Source organism: Cuspidothrix issatschenkoi CHARLIE-1, from assembly GCF_002934005.1.
Taxonomy (GTDB): Bacteria; Cyanobacteriota; Cyanobacteriia; order Cyanobacteriales; family Nostocaceae; genus Cuspidothrix; species Cuspidothrix issatschenkoi.
This window is the reverse complement of sequence record NZ_PGEM01000038.1, coordinates 41,115-62,763: the sequence shown is the minus strand read 5'-3', so window position 1 is coordinate 62,763 and position 21,649 is coordinate 41,115. Positions and strand designations below refer to the sequence as shown.

The 21,649-nt window shown below is 38.5% G+C and carries 19 protein-coding genes; 11 read left to right on the top strand and 8 right to left on the bottom strand.

The window, feature by feature from the left end:
- Positions 1-381: 381 nt before the first annotated feature.
- The 3 genes from CUN59_RS06925 (at position 382) to lnt (ending at position 5,573) form a co-directional block, all read left to right on the top strand.
- A complete protein-coding gene (locus tag CUN59_RS06925; RefSeq protein ID WP_104387146.1) occupies positions 382-576 on the top strand; it encodes a heavy-metal-associated domain-containing protein in 195 nt (64 codons plus the stop codon).
- Positions 577-1,282: 706 nt separating this feature from the next.
- Positions 1,283-3,898: a DNA topoisomerase (ATP-hydrolyzing) subunit A gene (gyrA, locus tag CUN59_RS06920; protein ID WP_104387145.1), complete on the top strand. Its 2,616-nt coding sequence runs from the start codon at positions 1,283-1,285 to the stop codon at positions 3,896-3,898.
- A gap of 175 nt (positions 3,899-4,073) precedes the next feature.
- Positions 4,074-5,573 carry an apolipoprotein N-acyltransferase gene (gene lnt, locus CUN59_RS06915; protein WP_438501805.1) on the top strand — a complete coding sequence of 500 codons (1,500 nt, stop codon included), beginning with the start codon at positions 4,074-4,076 and terminating at the stop codon, positions 5,571-5,573.
- A 284-nt stretch (positions 5,574-5,857) separates the two neighbouring features.
- Here the strand turns inward: lnt and CUN59_RS06910 are convergent, their stop codons facing one another.
- From CUN59_RS06910 to CUN59_RS06895, 4 genes are all read right to left on the bottom strand, one after another.
- Positions 5,858-6,208 carry a Tse2 family ADP-ribosyltransferase toxin gene (locus CUN59_RS06910; RefSeq protein ID WP_104387143.1) on the bottom strand — a complete coding sequence of 117 codons (351 nt, stop codon included), beginning with the start codon at positions 6,206-6,208 and terminating at the stop codon, positions 5,858-5,860.
- Positions 6,209-6,281: 73 nt separating this feature from the next.
- Positions 6,282-6,959: a cob(I)yrinic acid a,c-diamide adenosyltransferase gene (gene cobO, locus CUN59_RS06905; protein WP_104387142.1), complete on the bottom strand. Its 678-nt coding sequence runs from the start codon at positions 6,957-6,959 to the stop codon at positions 6,282-6,284.
- Between the two features lie 256 nt (positions 6,960-7,215).
- Complete coding sequence (locus tag CUN59_RS06900; RefSeq protein ID WP_104387141.1) at positions 7,216-7,578, bottom strand: DUF5615 family PIN-like protein; 363 nt, start codon at positions 7,576-7,578, stop codon at positions 7,216-7,218.
- A complete protein-coding gene (locus CUN59_RS06895; protein ID WP_104387140.1) occupies positions 7,575-7,868 on the bottom strand; it encodes a DUF433 domain-containing protein in 294 nt (97 codons plus the stop codon). The genes CUN59_RS06900 and CUN59_RS06895 overlap by 4 nt, the downstream gene beginning before the upstream one ends.
- A 333-nt stretch (positions 7,869-8,201) precedes the next feature.
- Between CUN59_RS06895 and CUN59_RS06890 the strand changes: the two genes are divergently transcribed.
- The 4 genes from CUN59_RS06890 (at position 8,202) to CUN59_RS06875 (ending at position 14,566) form a co-directional block, all read left to right on the top strand.
- Positions 8,202-9,350 carry a homospermidine biosynthesis protein gene (locus tag CUN59_RS06890; RefSeq protein WP_104387139.1) on the top strand — a complete coding sequence of 383 codons (1,149 nt, stop codon included), beginning with the start codon at positions 8,202-8,204 and terminating at the stop codon, positions 9,348-9,350.
- 250 nt (positions 9,351-9,600) lie between these two features.
- On the top strand, positions 9,601-11,892 hold the full coding sequence (locus CUN59_RS06885; protein ID WP_104387138.1) for an ATP-dependent helicase: 2,292 nt from the start codon (positions 9,601-9,603) through the stop codon (positions 11,890-11,892).
- Between the two features lie 216 nt (positions 11,893-12,108).
- On the top strand, positions 12,109-13,473 hold the full coding sequence (gene der / locus CUN59_RS06880) for a ribosome biogenesis GTPase Der (RefSeq protein ID WP_104387137.1): 1,365 nt from the start codon (positions 12,109-12,111) through the stop codon (positions 13,471-13,473).
- 160 nt (positions 13,474-13,633) lie between these two features.
- Entirely contained in the window at positions 13,634-14,566 is a 933-nt protein-coding gene (locus tag CUN59_RS06875; protein ID WP_104387136.1) for an energy-coupling factor transporter transmembrane component T family protein, read from the top strand.
- Positions 14,567-14,676: 110 nt separating this feature from the next.
- Here the strand turns inward: CUN59_RS06875 and petJ are convergent, their stop codons facing one another.
- Positions 14,677-15,006 (bottom strand): cytochrome c6 PetJ, encoded by a 330-nt coding sequence (gene petJ / locus CUN59_RS06870; protein WP_104387135.1) that lies wholly within the window; start codon positions 15,004-15,006, stop codon positions 14,677-14,679.
- Between the two features lie 570 nt (positions 15,007-15,576).
- Between petJ and CUN59_RS06865 the strand changes: the two genes are divergently transcribed.
- The 4 genes from CUN59_RS06865 to speB all read left to right on the top strand — a co-directional run bounded on the left by CUN59_RS06865 (position 15,577) and on the right by speB (position 18,849).
- A complete protein-coding gene (locus tag CUN59_RS06865; protein WP_104387134.1) occupies positions 15,577-16,350 on the top strand; it encodes a HalD/BesD family halogenase in 774 nt (257 codons plus the stop codon).
- A 55-nt stretch (positions 16,351-16,405) separates the two neighbouring features.
- Complete coding sequence (locus tag CUN59_RS06860) at positions 16,406-17,149, top strand: iron-containing redox enzyme family protein (protein WP_104387133.1); 744 nt, start codon at positions 16,406-16,408, stop codon at positions 17,147-17,149.
- Between the two features lie 83 nt (positions 17,150-17,232).
- The gene (locus CUN59_RS06855) at positions 17,233-17,778 is read left to right on the top strand and encodes a YybH family protein (RefSeq protein ID WP_104387132.1); all 546 of its coding nucleotides are present in this window, start codon (positions 17,233-17,235) and stop codon (positions 17,776-17,778) included.
- Between the two features lie 180 nt (positions 17,779-17,958).
- Positions 17,959-18,849 carry an agmatinase gene (gene speB, locus CUN59_RS06850; protein WP_104387131.1) on the top strand — a complete coding sequence of 297 codons (891 nt, stop codon included), beginning with the start codon at positions 17,959-17,961 and terminating at the stop codon, positions 18,847-18,849.
- A 305-nt stretch (positions 18,850-19,154) separates the two neighbouring features.
- On the opposite strand, the gene CUN59_RS06845 is transcribed toward speB, so the two are convergent.
- The 3 genes from CUN59_RS06845 to CUN59_RS06835 all read right to left on the bottom strand — a co-directional run bounded on the left by CUN59_RS06845 (position 19,155) and on the right by CUN59_RS06835 (position 21,505).
- Entirely contained in the window at positions 19,155-19,625 is a 471-nt protein-coding gene (locus CUN59_RS06845; RefSeq protein WP_104387130.1) for an ester cyclase, read from the bottom strand.
- A 65-nt stretch (positions 19,626-19,690) separates the two neighbouring features.
- The gene (locus CUN59_RS06840) at positions 19,691-20,569 is read right to left on the bottom strand and encodes a class I SAM-dependent methyltransferase (protein ID WP_104387129.1); all 879 of its coding nucleotides are present in this window, start codon (positions 20,567-20,569) and stop codon (positions 19,691-19,693) included.
- A gap of 186 nt (positions 20,570-20,755) precedes the next feature.
- Complete coding sequence (locus tag CUN59_RS06835) at positions 20,756-21,505, bottom strand: amino acid ABC transporter ATP-binding protein (protein ID WP_104387155.1); 750 nt, start codon at positions 21,503-21,505, stop codon at positions 20,756-20,758.
- Positions 21,506-21,649: the final 144 nt, after the last annotated feature.

The following is a 21,649-nucleotide window of genomic DNA, read 5'->3' as shown; positions in this document are numbered from 1 at the left end:
TCGATAGTGGATTTATTTTGTGCAGTTCTATATATTAATATCTGTATTTTTTGACATCCTATCGCATCAATCGTTACTAAACCTTCATAGGCTAGGCTTCGACTGGGGCGAATATTTGCCTTAATTCAAATTCGTTACCTTTATCGAGTAATAAGCATTTCAATTAAGAAAATGTAGGATATAAGTAGGTTAGCGTTAAAAATTGTCGTTGGGGCAAGGGAACAGGGAACAGGGAACACCGAAGAGAGTTTTGGGCGATTTTATTTTTCTTCACATACCTTTAAATTTTTCGGTTCACCTACTTACTCTTTTATTGCGGATAAAGTAGTTAATTAAGAGGAATATTTTTATTCCTTTAATTTCTGATTCATTTTTTGATTTATGAACATTAAACTCACTGTTCCGGGAATGGCTTGTTCTGCTTGTGCTAATAATATTACTAATGCAGTTAAGTCTATTGATGCTAATGCTATTGTGGATGCTGATCCTCAAACTAAGTTGGTGAATGTAGAAACTCAACTAACAGAAAGTGCTATTAAAGAAGCTTTAATTGCTGCTGGTTATCCTCCTGCTTGAGATGACATTTTGATTTTAGGTTCTAATTTGTAGGACTTACGCAAGATGTAACTGCAACCCTGATTTGGTGAACAGAGTCTAATGATTTTGATTCCCTAATTGAAAACAAATCCAATTTGTTCAGGAGTTAAACCGAATGATATTAAATCGGGAATCATTCTTAATTTAGCTTCTTGTCTTCCTTTCTGTCTTCGTTTTGTGATTATTTAGCCTCCTAAATCCCCTAAACTTAGAGGACTTTGAAATTCTTATTCCCTCAGAATTGGGGGTTAGAGGGCATCAAAACCCTATTATTTTTAGGGTGCGTCAGACAGCATAAATTATGTAAATAACAAAATTTTTCATATCTGACGCACCCTACTTACAAGAAGTCGGGGATATGGATTTGGATATGAATGAGTGGATAAAATCAATGTTATGTTTAGTTTTATTACTGATGCTTTGATTGGGATCAAATTCAAATTCCATAATTGTTTTTAGACGCAATTAGTCAATCATATTTGTAGATTGTTTTCAAGAATCTAGCCTTTTTATATAAGTTGTAAATTTAGTATTTACCCAGATTGAATAGTATTTGTGCTAATGGCGTTACAATATGTTAGAATTATAGCAAAAATATGACAACTATTCAAAGTTAATTTGACATAATTTTGTCTTTTGTCAAGTTGAAGGCTAAAATCTAGATTTTTTTGGAGTTTTGGAGTTTATGACAACCTCACAGGAGAGGATTATCCCGACGGATTTGCGAGGTGAAATGTCGCGATCTTATCTAGAATACGCTATGAGCGTTATTGTAGGTCGGGCGCTGCCAGATGCTAGGGATGGACTCAAACCTGTGCATCGTCGCATTCTGTATGCCATGCACGAACTGGGTTTACTACATGATCGCCCCTTTAGAAAATGCGCCCGTGTGGTGGGGGAAGTATTGGGTAAATATCACCCCCACGGTGACACGGCGGTGTATGATGCCCTGGTGCGGATGGCGCAGGATTTTTCCATGCGATCGCCTCTCATCAGTGGACATGGGAACTTTGGTTCGGTAGATAATGATCCGCCGGCAGCAATGCGGTACACAGAATGTCGTTTGCACGCTTTAACTAGTCTTGCCCTCCTCCAAGATATTGAAGCTGAAACTGTAGACTTTGCGGATAACTTCGACGGTTCGCAACAAGAACCCACGGTTTTACCTTCCCGCATTCCCCAACTATTGCTAAATGGTTCTTCAGGAATTGCTGTGGGAATGGCCACCAATATTCCTCCCCACAACTTGGGAGAATTAATTGATGGGTTAGTCGCACTAATTCATAATCCTGAAATAACTGATCTTCAGTTAATGCAGTATATTCACGGACCCGACTTTCCCACCGGGGCGCAGATTTTGGGAGTCAGTGGCATTAAAGAAGCTTACACCACAGGGCGCGGTTCAATTACCATGCGTGGTGTAGCCAATATTGAAACCATTGAACAACGCAACCGCCCAGATCGGGAAGCAATTATCATTACCGAATTACCCTACCAAACCAACAAAGCGGCATTAATTGAAAAAATTGCCGAGTTGGTGAATGATAAGAAAATAGAGGGGATTGCAGATATCCGGGACGAGAGCGATCGGGACGGGATGCGAATTGTCATAGAATTAAAACGGGATGCCTATCCCCGTGTCGTTTTAAACAATCTTTATAAACAAACCCCCCTCCAGTCCAACTTCGGGGCGAATATGTTGGCATTAGTCAACGGTGAACCCCACACCCTCGCCATCAAACAATTCCTCAGCGTTTTCCTCGACTTCCGTATTCTTTGCATTGAACGCCGTACCCGCTACGAACTTCGCAAAGCAGAAGAACGAGATCACCTCCTGCAAGGTTTATTAATTGCCCTGTCCCAATTAGATGCAATTATTGTTTTAATTCGTCATGCACCGGACGCACCCACAGCCAAAGGTGAGTTAATTACCACTTACGGACTGTCAGAAGTGCAAGCAGACGCAATTTTGCAAATGCAACTGCGGCGGTTAACAGCCTTAGAAGCTGATAAAATTCGCCTGGAACACGAAGAATTGCAAGTTAAAATTGCTGACTTAATGGATATTCTCGCCAGACGGGAACGGGTGCTAGAAATCATTGAAAACGAAATAGCCCAGATTAAAACTAGCTTTGCTACACCCCGACGGACAGTAATTACCCATGGGGAAGGAGATATAGATGATATTGACCTAATTGCCAATGAAAAAGCAATTATCCTCCTCACTGAACAAGGTTACATCAAACGGATGCCCGTCAACACCTTTGAAGCCCAAAGCCGTGCTACCAGAGGCAAAGCGGGGGCGAAAGTTAAAGATGATGATACCATCGAGCATTTTTTAACCTGCTGTGACCATGATAGTATTCTCTTCTTTAGCGATCGCGGAGTCGTCTACTCACTCAAAGCCTATCAAATTCCTGTCGGTTCTCGCACTAGTCGCGGCACACCCATAGTGCAAATGTTGCCCATTCCCAAAGAAGAAAAAATTACCTCCATTGTCCCCGTAGACGAATTTAGCAGCGAAGAATATCTAGTGATGCTTACCAAAGGCGGTAACATTAAAAAAACCGTCCTAGAAGCATTTAGCAATATCCGCGCCAACGGTTTAATTGCCATCTCCCTAGAAGAAGGCGATCAACTACGCTGGGTCAGAAGGGCTAGAGTAGAAGACAGCATCATCATCGGTTCACGTCAAGGGATGGCCATTCACTTCCGTTGTACCCATGAACAACTGCGTCCCCTCGGTAGGGCTACCCGTGGCGTAAAATCCATGAAACTCAAGGATAAAGATGAACTCATCGGTATGGATATCCTCCCGGCAGCCATTCTCGACACCTTAGACACAGGTACAGAAGGGGACATCGAAGAAACCGCAGAAATTGAAGAAACCCTAGAAACCGCAGACATCGAAAATACAGAAGAACCCACAGAAGCTGCTAACACCAACAGCACTGGACCCTGGGTATTAGTCATTACCATGGGCGGTTATGGTAAGCGTGTTCCCGTTTCCCAATTCCGACTCCAAAACCGCGCTGGTCAAGGTTTAATGGCCACCAAATTCAAAAACCGCAAAACCAAAGACAAATTAGCCACTCTGCGAATTGTCAACAGCGACGAAGAAATCATGATGGCCACCAATCGTGGTATCATTATTCGGCAAGCTGTGAATGCCATTTCCATCCAGTCCAGATCAGCCACCGGCGTGAGAGTGCAACGTCTAGATGAAGATGATGCTATTACCGGAGTGGCAATTGTTCCCCCCGACAGTGATGATAATGGCGAACTAGAAGAAGCAGAATAGACAATTAACAAGAAACAAAATCCCCGACTTCTCTAAGAAGTCGGGGATCTAAACTCAGTTATGAAAAAGCATATTTAATTTTTACGAAATGTCTAAATGTATAACAGCAATTAAACACCAAAAAAACTTAAATCCTATCATCCATTATACACTAATATTTGCCAGTGGAATATTTATGGGGGCAACCGTTGCCCCCATTGGTGCATGGTTTTTAGCCTGGGTTGCCCTTGCCCCTCTATGGATCACAGTTATTAAATATACATCTAAAATAGATCATCCTGTCCCTCGCCTCCTACCCTCTGCCCTGATTTGGGGTATCGGTTATCATGGCCTTGCCCTATCCTGGATCACAGGCATTCATCCGATGGACTGGTTAGGAGTTCCCTGGTTGCCAAGTCTAGCTATTACCCTATTTTGTTGGGCATTTATTAGCCTATGGGGAGGAATTTTAGTCACTATTTGGGCGGCTTTGATGGTGCGGCTAAATAGAGGAAAACCTTGGTTGCGTATACTCATAGGTACAACCCTATGGTGCGGTTTAGAAAGCCTTTGGAGTGCTGGACCATTATGGTGGAGTTCTCTAGCTTACACCCAATCACCACATAATCTCCTAATCCTCCATTTAGGACAAATTTCCGGTCCGAATACGGTAACAGCCGTCATAGTCGCCTTCAATGGTTTAATTGCCGAATATCTGACCCAAAGACCCCATCCAAAAACCTCTGCGTCCTCCGCGCCTCTGCGGTTCGTTAACTCTTACTTAATCCTAGCTATCATACTATTAATTACCTCCCATTTTATTGGCTTTATTCTCTATAGTCAACCATTACTAGAAAGCCAGGATACAGCTTTAAAAATCGGCATTATTCAAGGCAATATTCCTAATAAAATTAAAGTTCTCCCCCAAGGATTACGACGGGCAATTACAGGTTATACAGAAGGATATTTACAACTAACTGATCAAAATGTAAAAGCCGTTCTCACACCGGAAGCAGCCATACCCATTTTCGCCCGTGATTTATCCCCAACTCCTTTATTAAATGCTATTAAAGAAAAAGGTGTCATAGCTTGGATAGGTGCATTTGGGGAAAGAGGAACTAGCTATACAAATAGTTTATTTACTGTCCTTGGTAATGGAGAAATTACCAGTCGTTACGATAAATCTAAACTTGTGCCATTAGGAGAATATATTCCTTTTGAAAATATTTTTGGGGCAATTATTCAACGTTTATCACCACTAGAAGCCCATCAAGTTCCCGGTCAAGCCCAGCAAATTTTTGATACTCCTTTTGGTAAAGTTATTATTGGTATTTGTTACGAATCTGCTTTTGCGGAAAACTTCCGTTATCAAGCCTCTATGGGTGGGCAATTTATTCTCAGTTCTTCCAATGATGCCCATTATACGCCAGCAATGGCAAATCAACATCATGCCCAGGATATCATGCGGGCAATTGAAACCGATAGATGGGCTGTGAGGGCAACAAATACAGGCTATTCCGCTTTCGTTGATCCCCATGGACAAACTATTTGGAAATCAGAATATAACACCTACCAAACCCATGCAGAAACTATTTATCCTCGTCAAACTCAGACTTTATATGTACGTTGGGGAGATTGGTTGATGCCTTTGTTGTTGATTTTGGGGTTTTTGGGGTGGGTATTTTTGGGGTTTTGAATACATTTCTTCTCTCGCTACTGACAAATTTTGTTAAAGCAGTAGTATCTATTTTCGGATTCAGACTATCATTTAAACTAGCATCTATTTTTTTACGAAGTGATGATAAAAACATTATGTCATTGCCTAGATCAGAAACTTCATCTTCATATTCCTCTAAGTCCTCAATTTGATAGATTCTGGTTTGGTATTTTTCAATCAAATTATCAACAGCTTCTATCATAAACTTCATGTCTTTGAAAGATAAATTCATAGCTAATTCCTTACAGTGATAATTGTAACTATTATTCATTAACTTTAGAAAAGTATGCGCCTATCTTTTTTAGTGCTGCTTTGTAATCATCCAATGGCATATTCTGAATGGGTTTCCACAACCAATGATCATCATCGTCATTAACTAATTCTATTTGATCTGGTATTTTCATTCCAGCTTCTAATTTCCACCAATTTTTACCATAACCTGGATGAGCAGATGTTGATATTCCTCCTGGTGATTTTCCATCTGGTAACGTGGTCATAACCCACACCTGTCCGTCTTTATCATAGCAAGCAATATCCTTATCAGGGCGAACATTATCCATTCTGGGGGAATTAGCATTTCCTTGTCTATAAAGAGTAATTGGTGTTTTGTCCATTAAGTGGCTTTTGAGTCTTGAATTTGCATAATTCTAGCGTGCAAGATGCCCGCACCACAAGATTTTAATTAAATTAATACTCAATTCCTGCTTGGGCTTTGACACCTTGATCTCGGAAAGGATGTTTAACTAATGTCATTTCCGTGACTAGATCAGCTTTTTCAATTAATGCTGGTGGTGCACCTCTACCAGTGAGAATTACGTGCTTGTCTGGTGGTTTTTCGGCTAAACCTGTTAATACTTCTTCAACCTCTAAATAACCTAATTTTAGGGCAATATTAATTTCATCTAATAGAACTAATTTAAAATCGGGATTTTTAATAAATTCTAGGGATTTTTCCCAAGCAGCAGCGGCTTTATCAAGATCACGATCACGATCTTGGGTTTCCCAGGTAAAACCTTCGCCCATAGCATGAAATTCTAGTTGGTCTTCCCAATAGCTAAAAGCGCGTTTTTCGGCTGGTTCCCATGCCCCTTTTATGAATTGAACTATGGCTACTTTGTATCCATGACCAAGCGATCGCAAAACCATTCCCAAGGCGGCCGTAGTTTTACCTTTACCATGACCAGTATTGACAATAATTAACCCTTTTTCTGGTATGGCTTTAGCTATTCGTTCATCTTGAACTTCTTTCCGTCGCTGCATTTTCTGACGATACTTGTCATCGGTTTGGGATGATGATATTACCTCATCAATTAAACGGACAATCTCTTGATCTGCATTTAATTCTTCTGGTGTGTTTCCTTGCATAAACCCTATTGATAAATAACTGTTACAACTAAGAGCATAGAGTATAATTTTTCGTAACCGCTCAATAATCCGGGGTAAATCGTTTAATGACAAGCCTCAAATGGCGTAAAATCGTTCCCGAATAGGTAGTCCGCCCCCATTTATTGAGCGGATACAATTTTTCTGTCTTTGCTATGTTAGATTAAAAATGATATAAATTCTGTTAGCAGCGATCTTAATCATTCAAAATTGATAGAATTTATTTTTTCAGTAGTTTTTAAACATAAGCACTAAGAAATATCAATTCGTTAACCATGTCTTGGGCTGACTTGTCAGCAGCCAGTTTCAATAATCCTCGTAGTTGTTGACCAATCGAGTATTGTTGTTGTGAAGCCAAAATTATTCCAGTATGACTTTTATCCTCAACCATAAAATCACGATGTAATCTGCAAAAATCACCGATATTGAAACTATAAATTACTCGCTTTTGTTCTGTTGCCCAAATTAGTTGTTCTTCATCGGCATAACCCAATCTTTTAACATCGGCAACTGTGACAACATCCAAATCAGCATTTTTCAATGCTTGTATCAGTGCCGTTTTGATAGTATCTTCATCCAAATAGAAGCAAATACGATTCACGAGAGATGTCCTGCTTTATATTCTAATTCAAGTTGTTGACATTCTTCTTGATATCGAGCAAATTCAATATCTAGTGATTCCTTATTAGCATAATAATAAGCCAACGCAGTGTAAATACCTGCAATTGTCAAATAAGGTTTATCTTCAATAATTTCTTCTGGAGTCATACCAGATTTAATTTCATTGACAATATACTGAACAGTAATACGAGTGTCAGCAATTCGTAGACGACCACCACAAGTACCTGGTGTACTAACAATCAAAGTAGAAATGTCTGTGAGCATTTGCATCGGTTTCTGACTTAATCCTCTGGTATGACTTTATTGTAATATGAAAAGTGCGATAGCGTTTGCGGTAGAGTCTCGAAGAGATAGCACGGCTTAGTAATCGCTTCTTCTACGCAGAGTAACGCCACGTTGTTCTTTTTAGGCTTTTACTGCTATATAAAATCTGGACAAAACTAGACTTTACTTTCTACTTCAAAGGGATCATGGGAGCAGTTATCCCTCAGTAGACTTTCACGCCTTAGCCATGGGTTTTCCTGATAACATTTTAGCAACTTCCGTACATTTGAATACGATAACATTATATTCAGGGTATTTACTATTCAGGATTTCTTAAAAATGTCACAAAAGCCAGGTAAGAAAATTGCACCTATCCCCATGTCTAACAATGTTAGCGTGGTTGACTTGATTGATACCTATTTTACTGCTTACAACTCAGCCCGGCTACGAGAAGCTTGTCAACTGTTGAGTAATGATGTATTTCAAGAAGGTGTAACAGTAGGCGTTAGCCTTTCCGGGGCGATGACACCGGCAGGTTTTGGGGTTTCCGCCCTCGCGCCCTTAATTCGCAATGGTTTTATTGACTGGATGATTAGCACTGGTGCGAATCTTTACCATGATATCCACTATGGTTTAGGTTTTGAATTATTTGCCGGTAGTCCCTTTTTAGATGATGTCAAATTGCGGGAAGAAGGGACAATCAGAATTTATGATATTATTTTTGGTTACGATGTACTGCTAGAAACCGACGCTTTTATTCGTAAAGTTCTCCAGGCAGAACCATTTCAAAAACCCATGGGAACGGCTGAATTTCATTATTTGCTAGGTAAGTGCGTCTGGGAAATAGAAAAGCAATTGGGGGTGAAAAATTCCTGCCTATTGGCCACAGCTTATGAATGTGGCGTACCTATTTATACTTCTTCCCCTGGAGATAGTTCCATTGGTATGAATGTGGCAGCTTTGGCGTTGGAGGGTTCTAAGTTGGTAATAGATCCTGCTATTGACGTAAATGAAACGGCCGCCATTGTCTATGGGGCGCGAGAAAACGACGGTACAAGTGCAGCAGTAATTATTGGTGGTGGTAGTCCTAAGAACTTTTTATTACAAACACAACCGCAACTTCACGAGGTTTTAGGATTAGAAGAAAGAGGACATGATTTCTTTGTACAGTTTACTGATGCACGTCCTGATACCGGTGGTTTGTCTGGTGCAACTCCCGCCGAAGCTGTAAGCTGGGGTAAAATTGACCCCGATGAATTGCCCAGTACCATCGTTTGTTATACTGATAGTACAATTGCTCTGCCACTGATGACAGCTTATGTACTCAATCAATGTTCACCCCGTCCTCTCAAACGGTTATATGATCAACGAGAAGCCTTATTCAATACATTGCGAAAAGATTATTTAGCCGCTAAAGATCAGCCAGTTAGTAATAGTAGCAAAGAAAAAGTAGCCACCTATCCCTGCGGTACACCTGTGAAAAGTTAGTACTGGAAGGATTTAGGAGTCAGGAGTCAGAATATTTGTTTTATGGACTTACGCAAAATATCTCTGAAACCCTGATTTTCCGTGCCTCTGTGGTTCGTTATTCCGTGATTTGTGTGTAAGTTCTAATTATGTAGGATTGAATGAAAAAGCTTTTTTGTGAGTAATAAGAGTAGGGGGTTAGCATTGCTAAACTCTTACCATCGGCAGAAATAATTCATTTTTTTATTCCCTATTCCCTATTTCCTAATATATGTCCCAAATTACTGCTGAAGTTTTGCCACCATCACCGATTACTAAATTAAAAGAAAATATTGCCGAGATTCGGGCTAAATTGCGCCCAGGACAAACAGAAATGGCGGATTGGCAATGGGGACCCTTGGCGGTTTCTGCTGTGCCTGGTGCGGGGAAATCTACAGGAATGGCGGCAGCAGCAGCGATCGCTATTGCTCGACAATATCAATATTATCTGAATACAGGCAATAAGGAATATAAACAGTTAATAGTTGTTACTTTTACCCGTTCTGCTACTGCTAATATTAAATCTAAAATTCGGGAAAATTTAAAAAAATTATCTTTACCACAAACGGGATTTGCTGTTTATACCTTACATGGTTTAGCTTTAATTATTGCTAGTCGTCATCCCAATTTATCAGGTTTAGACTTAGAAAATGCGACTTTAATCACACCGAATCAAAGTCATAAATTTATCCGCACTGCTGTAGAAAAATGGATTTATCATCATCCAGAACTTTATTTAAACTTACTTGCAGGAAAAGAATTTGATGGAGAAGAAACAGAAAAACTGCGTCGTCAATCTGTACTGAGAACAGAAATTTTACCAGATTTAGCTTATACAGTTATTCATGAAGCCAAAAGTTCAGACATATCACCAGAAGACTTATTAAAATGGAGTGAAAAAAATCCCAATAAATATCAAATCTTAAAAATAGCTGCCGGTTTGTATACAGAATATAAAAACTTAATGCAAACCCAGGATTTTATAGATTATGATGATATGATTTTAGGAGCTTTAAAAGTTTTAGAAAATCCCAGTACCCGTGAGATTGAAAAAAATAAAATCCTTGCAGTTTTTGAAGATGAAGCCCAAGATTCTAGTCCTTTACAAACAAAGTTATTAGAAATATTAGCCGAACAAGAATCTGGTCTAAACTTAATTCGTGTTGGTGATCCTAATCAAGCTATTAATTCTACTTTTACCCCGGCCGATCCGATTTATTTTCGGCAATTTTGTGAAAATTGTGAACAGAAAAATAAACTCGCAAAAATGTATCAAGCGGGGCGAAGTAACCAAATAATTATTGATGCTGCTAATTTTGCTTTAGCATGGGTAAATAATCAGCCTTTTGCTAAAAGTAAACATGGAGAAAAACTATTTTTAGATCAGCAAATTTCTCTCCTTGATATTGGTGATAGTCAAAAAAACCCTGAACCAGTAGGAAAAGGATTAGAAATATATACACCTACAGATATTTATCATACTGTCACCTTAATTTCTCAAAGAATAATTGAATTATTTACAGAAAATACCCAAGCTAGTGCAGCCATATTAGTCAGGGAAAATCGCCAAGGTAGATGGTTAGTAAGTGCTTTAGAAACAGTATGTAAAGAACACAAAATTAAACTTTATGATGTGGGAGAAAGAGAACGCCGTTCTCATGTTCCTCAAGAGATTTTATCATTATTGCAATTTTGCGATCGCCCCCATTCTCCCGATTATCTCAAAGCTACTTTAGATGTATTAGTTGAACGTCAATTGATTCCTACCCAAGATATTAACACTCTGGCTAGTTTACCAGAAGAATTTTTATATCCCAGTCCTTTAACTACACCCCAAACTGAAACAGTGCAAAAAGCGGCTCATCTTTGCCGTAGTTTACTCCGCGCTTATTTAGAACTGCCTTATTATCAAATAATTTCCTTTTTTGCCTTAACATTAAAATATGATCAAGCCGAATTAGCTACTGCTGATAAACTTGCAGAAAGAGTCAATCAACAAATTTTTGGTAATAGTTCTATGGGAGCGATGATATCAGCTTTAAGTGAAATTGTCAGTTCCGAAAGATTTGAATCCGTAGAACCAGAAGATGTAGAAAAACAATATACTAAAGAGGGGCAATTAACAATTATCACCATGCACAAAGCCAAAGGGTTAGACTGGGATTATGTATTTTTGCCATTTCTCCACGAAAACCTAATTCCCGGCAAATTTTGGATACCACCCCAAGGACAATTTTTAGGAGATTTTACCTTATCAGAAGTAGCCCGCGCTCAAATTCGTGCTGGACTTCATCACAAACCCATACCCAATATTCAGCAAGCTTGGGAAGAATCAAAATATCTAAAAATAGCCGAAGAATATCGTTTATTATATGTTGCCATGACCAGAGCCAAAAAACTTTTATGGATGTCTGCGGCACAAAAAGCCCCTTTTACTTGGAGTAAACCCCAAAACTTACAAACATCAGCCCCTTGTCCCCTTTTTGCCGCCCTAAAACGCCAATTTCCGCAGAACAAAGCATGAAAGAGTACCCATCTACCTTTCCTCTTCCTTCGTGTTCTTCGTGTCTTCGTGGTTCACTAAAAAAAATACCTTGAGAGTAAACCACCTCCCAACAGTGAATTAAACTTTGCAAAACATGATATAATTAGTAGTTCTGTCAAATAGTGCTGGGTGAAGAACGTAGGACAAAACAAAACTCAGCACACCTACACACTCAGCACGAAGAAAATCGAATTTATGGCCTTGCCAATTGTAGCAATTATCGGTCGCCCCAACGTGGGCAAATCCACCTTTGTAAATCGTCTGGCCGGAGATCAAACCGCCATAGTTCACGATGAACCAGGGGTAACACGCGATCGCACTTACCGTCCAGCTTTTTGGAATGATCGGGAATTTGTGGTAGTAGACACAGGTGGCTTAGTTTTTAACGATGACACCGAATTTCTCCCTTTGATTCGTCAACAGGCTTTAACAGCTCTTGCAGAAGCCTGTGCTGCTATTTTCGTAGTAGATGGCCAAGCAGGTCTTTTACCCGCAGATCAAGAAATAGCTGAATGGTTACGTCAGCAACCATTACCCGTATTACTGGCGGTGAATAAATGTGAATCTCCAGATCAAGGGATCATTCAAGCGGCGGAATTTTGGGAATTAGGACTAGGTGAACCTTACCCCATTTCTGCCATTCATGGTAGTGGGACTGGGGAAATTCTGGATGAGTTAATTAATCACATTCCTTATGCAGCAGAAGCAGAGGAAAATCCTGAAATTAAAGTCGCCATTATTGGTAGACCAAATGTAGGTAAATCCAGTTTGCTAAATGCTTTCGTTGGTGAAAATCGAGCTATTGTCAGTCCTATTTCTGGAACAACCAGAGATACCATTGATACTATAGTTGAACGAGATGGACAAACCTACAGGTTGATTGATACCGCCGGGATTCGCAAAAAGAAACATATAGAATACGGAACGGAATTTTTCAGTATTAACCGCGCTTTTAAAGCTATCCGTCGGGCTGATGTAGTTTTATTAGTAATTGATGCCATAGATGGTGTCACTGAGCAAGATCAAAAACTAGCAGGTCGGGTTTTAGAAGAAGGTCGCGCTTGTGTAGTTGTTGTGAATAAGTGGGATGCTGTTGAAAAAGACTCTTACACCATCTATGACCACGAAAAAGATTTAGAATCACGCTTACACTTCACTGAATGGGCAGATACTATTTTTGTCAGTGCAGTAACAGGATTGCGGGTAGAAAAGATTTTAGAATTGGTAAATCAAGCTGCTGAGTCTCATAAACGCCGTGTTAGTACATCAGTTATTAATGAAGTTCTAGAAGATGCTGTTAGTTGGCATTCACCACCAACATCACGGGGCGGCCGTCAAGGTAGAATTTACTATGGTACTCAAGTGAGTGTTCAGCCCCCTTCTATTGCTTTATTTGTCAATGATGCTGCCCGGTTTAATGAAAACTATCGCCGCTACATTGAAAGACAATTCCGCAAACATTTAGGCTTTCAAGGTACACCAATTCGGCTATTTTGGCGGAGTAAGAAAGTTCGAGACATGGAAGTTGGTAATTTGAATCGAGCAACTCGTGTAAAATAGAAAACTGACGGAATTTTAGATTTTAAATTTTGGATTTTGGATTGAATGATTCCATAGTTAAAACTTAGTTTTAAGCAACTATTTGGAACTATGGAAAAATCAAAAATCTCTTTCCTAATCTAAAATCTAAAATTTTTTGACAACTGACAACCCACAAAAAATGGATTTATTGCGATCGCTCCCCCTGGGACTTTATCTAGAAGAACCGCAAACTTGGTTACATAAACTCGATCCGCGAGTTAAATTAATTTGGTTATTGAGTTTTCTAAGTAGCTACATTATTGCTAATAATTATTGGCGAGTTTTTCTAGTATTACTGCTAATTATTTTTACTCTCTTTGCTAAAATTCCCCTCAGAGTATGGCGACAACAAATGGGTTGGCTATTAATACTATCATCTTTAGTTTTAGTAATTACTGCCATTAGTCCTGATGGCTTAGGGGTAAATTATCAATCCCGCTTACCCGCAAACGAAAGAATCCTCACCCAACCAATTACTGATAAAAATACTCAAATCACACCAAAAATTGCCCATAGTAATAAAAAATATAAATATGTGCTAGTTCATCAAGGATTTGTCAAAGTAACTCGTCGTTCCTTGGATTTAGCAATTAGCTTGAGTACAATAGTTTTTACATTAATCTATAGCACTAATTTATATTTACTTACCACCGCACCAGAAGAAATTACATCGGGAATGGAAAGTTTAATGCAGCCTTTACGCAGCTTGAATATTCCCGTGACAGAACTAACTTTAACCTTAACGTTGTCCTTGCGATTTATTCCTTTAGTTTTAGAAGAAATTCAAAATCTAGTGCGTTCTGTGATGACGAGGGCAATTAATTGGAAAAAGCTAGGATTAAAAGGAGGCGCGAAAGTTTGGTTAATTGTCACAGAGAGATTATTAGAAAATCTCCTCCTGCGGGCAGAACAAATGGCAAATGCAATGATGGTGAGAGGTTTTACCAGTCCCAATGAACATCGAGTTAGATGGCAAGAGTTAAAATTAAGATTAGGAGATTGGTTAGCGATCGCCACTTTAATGATATTTTGGGTAATCAGAATCGCCTTTGGTGCTGATAGTACCCCATAGATGTAAAAATATCTCGGCACAATAATCTAGAGACGTTCCACTGGAACGTCTCTAGCGAAATGTATCTAAATCTAACCCAAAGTCAGACTCATAACTTGTAGAGTATCAACTTACTTCTTCCAGCCCTTCTCAGCTTGTTCTAGTACATAAGCAGCGATACCTTGTATTTCATCTGCCTTCAACTTCTTACCAAAAGCCGGCATCGCACCTTTACCTTTAGTAATTTGAGCAATAATGGCTTCAGATGAGTACATCTCGTACTTTTCCAAATCTGTTTTTTTCAAGCTTTTAGAAGGGTTGACTAAATTTTTACCCCTAGCATGACATTGAGCGCAATTAGCACTAAATAATGCTGCTCCATCTACTGCTAAAGCCATATCACTGAAGGCAAAGGTTAAGATAGCAATGCCTAACAATAATACTGAGATAATCTTTTTCATCTGGTGTTCTCTCTACAACAATTGGGGAAACAGTACAAGTATCCTCTCTAATTCTCATTTGCTTCACAGAGATTAGTCAAACGACGGGCTGTAAAACTTCCTGGTTTATAATTGTCAATTTCTGCTTAATTGATTGTCAGATCAAGCCTTCAAAAAAATGTAAAATTATATGACTTACCCACTGTACAAATTCACCATGATGTGAGTGAACGAAAATCTGTTTTTTCAGGCTTTTGGCGATTAACTGCCGCTTAATAGCGATAGGGAAGCGCTGCTGCAAGCAATTCCCTCAAAAATCATCAAAAAATCACGTTCAAATGCCCGAAATCCACACTTCATATTTTGTTGGTTCTATCAATGCGTAAGTCCTATAGCAATCCTAAATGATACGTGAGAGTTCAAAAAGGCTCAAATGCTTATAAAACAAGAATTTTTATCTACGTATTTCCTCACGATTGGTATAGTATTTATATACTATTGTTAAATGTTAAAAAATATTGAGGAATTTTGATAGTTGGCAAGAAAAACTATAAGGTAGATTCTGTTATGTAGATTTACGCATAGGCTCAAATGACAACTGCTACAAAAGTCAACTTTTGGGAACAAGAAATTGCAGAAAATATTGCTACCAATTTTTCTGAATCATCCTTAACATTTTTAGCTCATCAGTTCAAACGGGATGGATTTATCAAAGTTGCTGATATTATGCCTTGGAAAATCCGCCAAGAGATGAAACAAGAGGCTCTCAGACTATTAGAATTGTACTCAGAACGACGTGATTTAAAATTAGCAACTACTGGAAATACACCTAGAAATATGAGTGTAGTTACTAGTGAAAATATTGCCGCCAGTAGTGAGTTCGTTAATACCATATATAAATCAGAAGCACTGCTAAACATTCTAGAAAAATTGGCTGGTGAGCCTTTCTTACCTTGTCCATCTAAAGATGAAGAATTTTTGATTACTAGACATGAAAAAAGCGGAGATACCCACGGTTGGCACTGGGGAGATTACCGTTATGCACTAATCTGGATTTTGGAAACTCCACCCATTGAGTATGGTGGTATGTTGCAATGTGTTCCTCATACTAGCTGGAACAAAACTAATCCCAGAATTCATGAATATCTATGTGAGAATCCTATTAGCACCTATGGATTTGTGAGTGGTGATATTTACTTACTGAAATCCGACACTACTTTACATCGTACAGTCCCCTTAAATCGTGATGCTACACGAATCATGCTCAACATGACTTGGGGATGCATGGATGATAAGAAAAGAAACTTGAATGGTAATGATCGTTGGTGGGCAGAGGAAGAAGTAGAAGCCGGTACTTATAGCTAACTACGAATGAAAATCCCTCCCAAAATTAATTCATAACTGTATAGGAGATAGTCCCATGAGAGCTTTGCAGATAGAAGAGTTTGAGAAAGTACAAGATCCCACGATGCGTCAGCGTTTAGATATCAACGAACAAGAAATAAAAGATTATCTAAACTACCAGATGAAGTATATTCTCAATCATCGTGCGGTAGAACATCCTCTCCTTAACTACTACCGGAAAAACGCATTTACTAAAGAACAGGAAAAGAAATTCTATCTGGAAACTTGGTACTACTTCCAATACGAACCTTTCTACATTACGAGTATGGCATTGAATACTCGCGATTATAATATATTGAAGGAGATTATCCTCAATGTTTATGATGAAGTAGCTGGAAAAGTAACCCATGAAACCCTCTTCCGTGAGCAACTTAATGCTATGGGTATTACTAACTATGACATTGATAATTACCAATGTTTACCCAGCACGGTAGCTATCAATGAGGGAGCAAAAAAACTTTATAGTGAACCTCCCATTGAAAGAAATTTAGGGGCATTATATGCTGATGAAACTATGTCAGCAGTTTTAGCAGTACAATTCAATGATGCCTTAGAAAACCAAGGCTATGATAAGTATGTGAGAAAGCATTGGTTAATGCACATGAATGTGGAAATTAGTCACAGTAATAATGCCTTTAATGCGATCGCACCCTATGTAGTGAACAAGCAAGGTAGAGATTTGTTTGAAGATGGCATCAATAAATATCTGGACCTATTAGAAGCCTATTGGGATGGTGTTGATGCCATTGTCAGAGGTTAAAAAATAGCTAATTCCAGATCCCCATCAGGGGATCTTCTCATTTTTAATGATTAAGTCTAGCCATCACAATTGAGGAAAAATATATGCTTAATAAATTTTTGGGGTCTAATTTTACAAAATTAGGTCTGTTAACAATTATCACTCCAATATCAATTTTTGGAGAAGCAAATTTAATCATAGGATCTAACAGCCGAGCATTGGCATCAACTCATAGTAAAGCTGAAGCTATTGCTTATAAAGCTGGTAGTAAAGATGCAGATAAGATCAAAATGCTCTTTGAAAAAACCTATGCTACGAACCTCAAAACAGGAGATGTAAATACTTATATGACCCTGTTCACTAAAGATGCAGTATGGATACCACCCGGAGGACTGGATAAAGTTGGCCCCAAAGACATTGGTGAAGCTTTTGCCAACCAGGCCAGTGCTGTTAATATTGATGCCGTTTTGACCGCAGACGAAATCAAAGTTATGGGCAATTTTGCTTATATTATTGGTACTTCTGTGGCTAAAATTTCCCCAAAAGATGGTAGTCCTACCATAAATGCCAAGTTCCGCGTACTATGGTTAATGCGGAAAGAGCAGGGAAAATGGAAGATTGCTAGAGAGATTTGGAACGCCAAACCATAATCGTTCATAACGGTAAATTCCATTCAATCTCTTAATTTGGACAGGCATCTTGCCTGTCCCACAATATTTTAAATATCCTGCATCTAATCAACAACATCTTTAGTCAAGCAATTATTTATTATTATCTAAAAAGTTTGTAGAACATACTTTTAAAATTTTTAATTTTCCTTTGAGGTACTTATGAAAATTTCTCAAGCAGTTATTCCTTTTGGTGGTTGTTTTACGACTGATTCCGAAAGTCAAAAAAACAGTAAATTAGTATTTGTAGGATTGCCAGATGATCAGCAATCTTCTTACCTTCAAGGCTGCGCTCAAGCGCCAGATAAAATCCGTTATGCTTATGATGGCTATTGTTACAACAGTACAACCGAGTCCGGTATTGATCTAGCCAAGGCTGTCGTTGATCTGGGTAACTGGCTACCAAAAAGTTCTGGAGAATTAACGGCACAGAGCTATTATGAAAAGGCGCAGTCTCTATTTCGTGACGGGAAAATCCCCTTTTTTGCCGGTGGAGATCATGCGGTGACAATTCCCATTGCTACAGCTTTGGATGTCTTAGATCAGCCAGTTCATATCGTCCAAATTGATGCACATCCTGACATTTATCCAGAGTTGGGTGGTAATCCCTATTCTCATGCTTGTGTGGCATCACGGTTACTAGAATACGAGCATATTGCCTCTATTACCCAAATAGGAATTCGCACTATGAATAGAGTGCAAAAAGAGGTAGTTAATAAGTTTAGGAATCGCCTACATTTACTACCAGCACGGGAATTAAGCGAAAAATTACCATCTTTGTTACATATTCCCACAGGCGCACCAGTATACCTCACAATTGATTTAGATGGTTTAGATCCAGCTTTTGCTCCTGGAGTTTCCCATCCTGTTCCCGGTGGTTTGAGTTCACGACAGGTATTAAATCTGATTCAGCAAGCGCGGTGGAACTTGGTGGGGATGGATGTAGTTGAGTTAAATCCAAACCGGGATGTAAATAATCAGACCGCAATTTTAGCAGCTAGGCTACTCCATGAGGGGATGGGATACGCAGGATCAGGAATTATTCAAAAATAATTCAATTGTTACGCAGCTAGATCCAATAATCCTGATATTGTTATTTCTTGTGGTGCGGGCATCTTGCCCGCAAGAATTATATAAAATCAAAAGTTCTTTTTTTTGCCGTGTATTTTGATTTCTTGAAAGTAGGTAGAGTTAATTTTTTAAAAGTTCACAGGAGTCATTTCCTAAATAAGATGTGAAGATTTTGCCCCTTTTTCTTCCTCTGTGATCTCTGTGGTATGGCTAACGCCACGCTTCGCTATCGTAAAAAAAAATCCCGTTCAAAAATCAAATAGGAGTCCTATAGATACCCACATATATTAATGGTAATAGTCTGTATTCTGGAAAACTTTACCTTCTTTTAATTCCATAACAGAAACTCCTTCCGTCTCAAACGGTTGACCATTTTCGCTTCCTGTCATTAACCAGACAACAGCCATTTTTTCTGGGCTTTCTACTACTACATCAAGAGTTTTGAATTTCATATCAGGTATAGATTGAAATTGCTCCTGCATGAACTGTTTTAGTTCTTTAATACCTTTATTAGTTGTATCCAATGCTATGTCTCTATAGATCACATCTTTCGTATAATAATTATCAGCTTCCTCCACCGCTTGATCATTCCAAATTTGCAAATAGGCATCTATAAATTTTCTCGCATTAAAATCAATTTGAGCATTATTGGTAAGTTTGATGTTTGGCAAATCGGTGACTTGATTTGCATGAGCGTTTGCAACATTCAGAAAAAAGCAAAGTAGTAATACCAAGAAGAACTGAATAATTTTTTGCATTGATAAAACACCAAATGATTTATATTTTGAAACCCATTCCCCACCCTATTCCCTGCCGTATTTCTCTACGCAGTCTTAGTTCCAATTGACATAAATTCCACCATTAAATAAGAGAAATCTTCTTTATCAAGAATATATTCACTGGAATCAGGATCAAAATAAGATTCAAGTTGCAAAATTTCTGACTTACTTAAATAAGGAGAAGCTGTTTTGATAAACCACTGACTTTCTTGGGCAATATAGTTTTTTTGATGGGATGATAAGGGTGCAAACATTTGTACAGGATAAGCTATAGTAGCAATATCCTTTAATCCTATTTTAAAGAATAATGTCCTTTCTTTGCGAGCTACATATTCATCATAGTAATCTTTTTCGGCTCTTGCAAATAAGACCTGACAGACTGCATTTTTCAGTTTGAACCACAATTCTGTAGGAATTGGATAAAGAATAATAGTTTCTCCATCATATTCTTTAGATGCGATTCTGCCACCTATTTTCAGAACTCGTTTTTGCTCTTTTAATAATTGTTCTTTTTGATCATCAGTGAAATACATCTGACTGTTGGCACAAAAAACAAAATCAAATGTTTCATCAGCATAAGGCATATTAAAAAAATCTGCCTGTGCATATTCTATAATATCTTGATGATCATAATTTTCTAAATTACTCTTAGCATAATTGAGAGCATCTAAAGATAAATCAATGCCGATGATTTTTCCATGGGGAGCAACTTTTTTGGCCAATTGATTTGACCATAAACCAGGCCCAGTACCTACATCTAAAACAATACTGCCAGGTTGTAAATTCAAATCTTCAACCATTTGCAGACGATATTTTTCTTTAGCTTTATAATGATCTACTAGCCATCGGGTGCTAGACATTATTAATCCTGTATCTGCTGTATTCTTAAAATCTCCGGAAGTAACTGAGTTTTCTAATATCATTGTTAAGTTCTCCAAACTTCAACCCATGGGTAGATAAATATATAGAACTCTACCAAATAAATGAAATTTTTCACATTAAATATTATTAAATATTATAGTGGTATGCAGTTGAATGAGATAAAAACTAAAAGTTAAAAATTATACAGGATAAGGCTTTCCCTCCTGCCTCCTGCTATATCTTTTCCCTTACAGAACATTGTCTAAAAATTGTTTAGCGCGATCGCACTTAGGACTACTAAAGAACTCCATAGGAGGTGCATCTTCTGCTAATTTACCCCCATCTAAAAATAAAATCCGGTTCGCAACTTCTCGCGCAAACCCCATTTCATGAGTCACAATGGCCATTGTCATCCCACTTTTAGCCAAATCTCCCATCACTGCTAATACTTCTTTTACCATTTCTGGATCAAGAGCAGAAGTAGGTTCATCAAACATCATTATATCTGGTTTCATTGCCAAAGCGCGGGCGATCGCCACCCGTTGTTTTTGTCCACCAGATAACCGCGAAGGATAGACATCAGCTTTATTTGCTAATCCCACTTTTGATAACAATTCCATCCCTATTTCTCGCGCGTGCAATTCAGAAATTCCTTTTACCTCCATTGGTGCATACATAATATTTTCTAAAACAGTTTTATGAGGAAATAAATTAAAATGCTGAAACACCATGCCGATATTTTGCCGCACTTTTCTCACATCTATTTTCGGTGCAGTAATTTCCACATCATCTATATAAATTCTTCCAGAAGTTGGAACTTCCAACAAATTTAAACAGCGTAAAAAAGTTGATTTTCCCGATCCAGAAGGACCAATAATAGCCACAACTTCACCTTTTTTAACTTCCACAGAAATTCCTTCTAAAACTTTGAGTTTTCCAAAAGATTTATATAAATCTTCAACTTTGATCGCCACATTGACATTATCATTTAATTGCATATATATAACTCCCATTTAATTTTTTAACTATAGGTAAGGTATCAGATACATCATAGCCTCCTCCTCCCTTGCGGTGAATCAGTGCTGTAGCAGAGTTTCCCACCGACTAGTGAACCCGAAGGGGGTGGGGTTCTTAGATCTCAC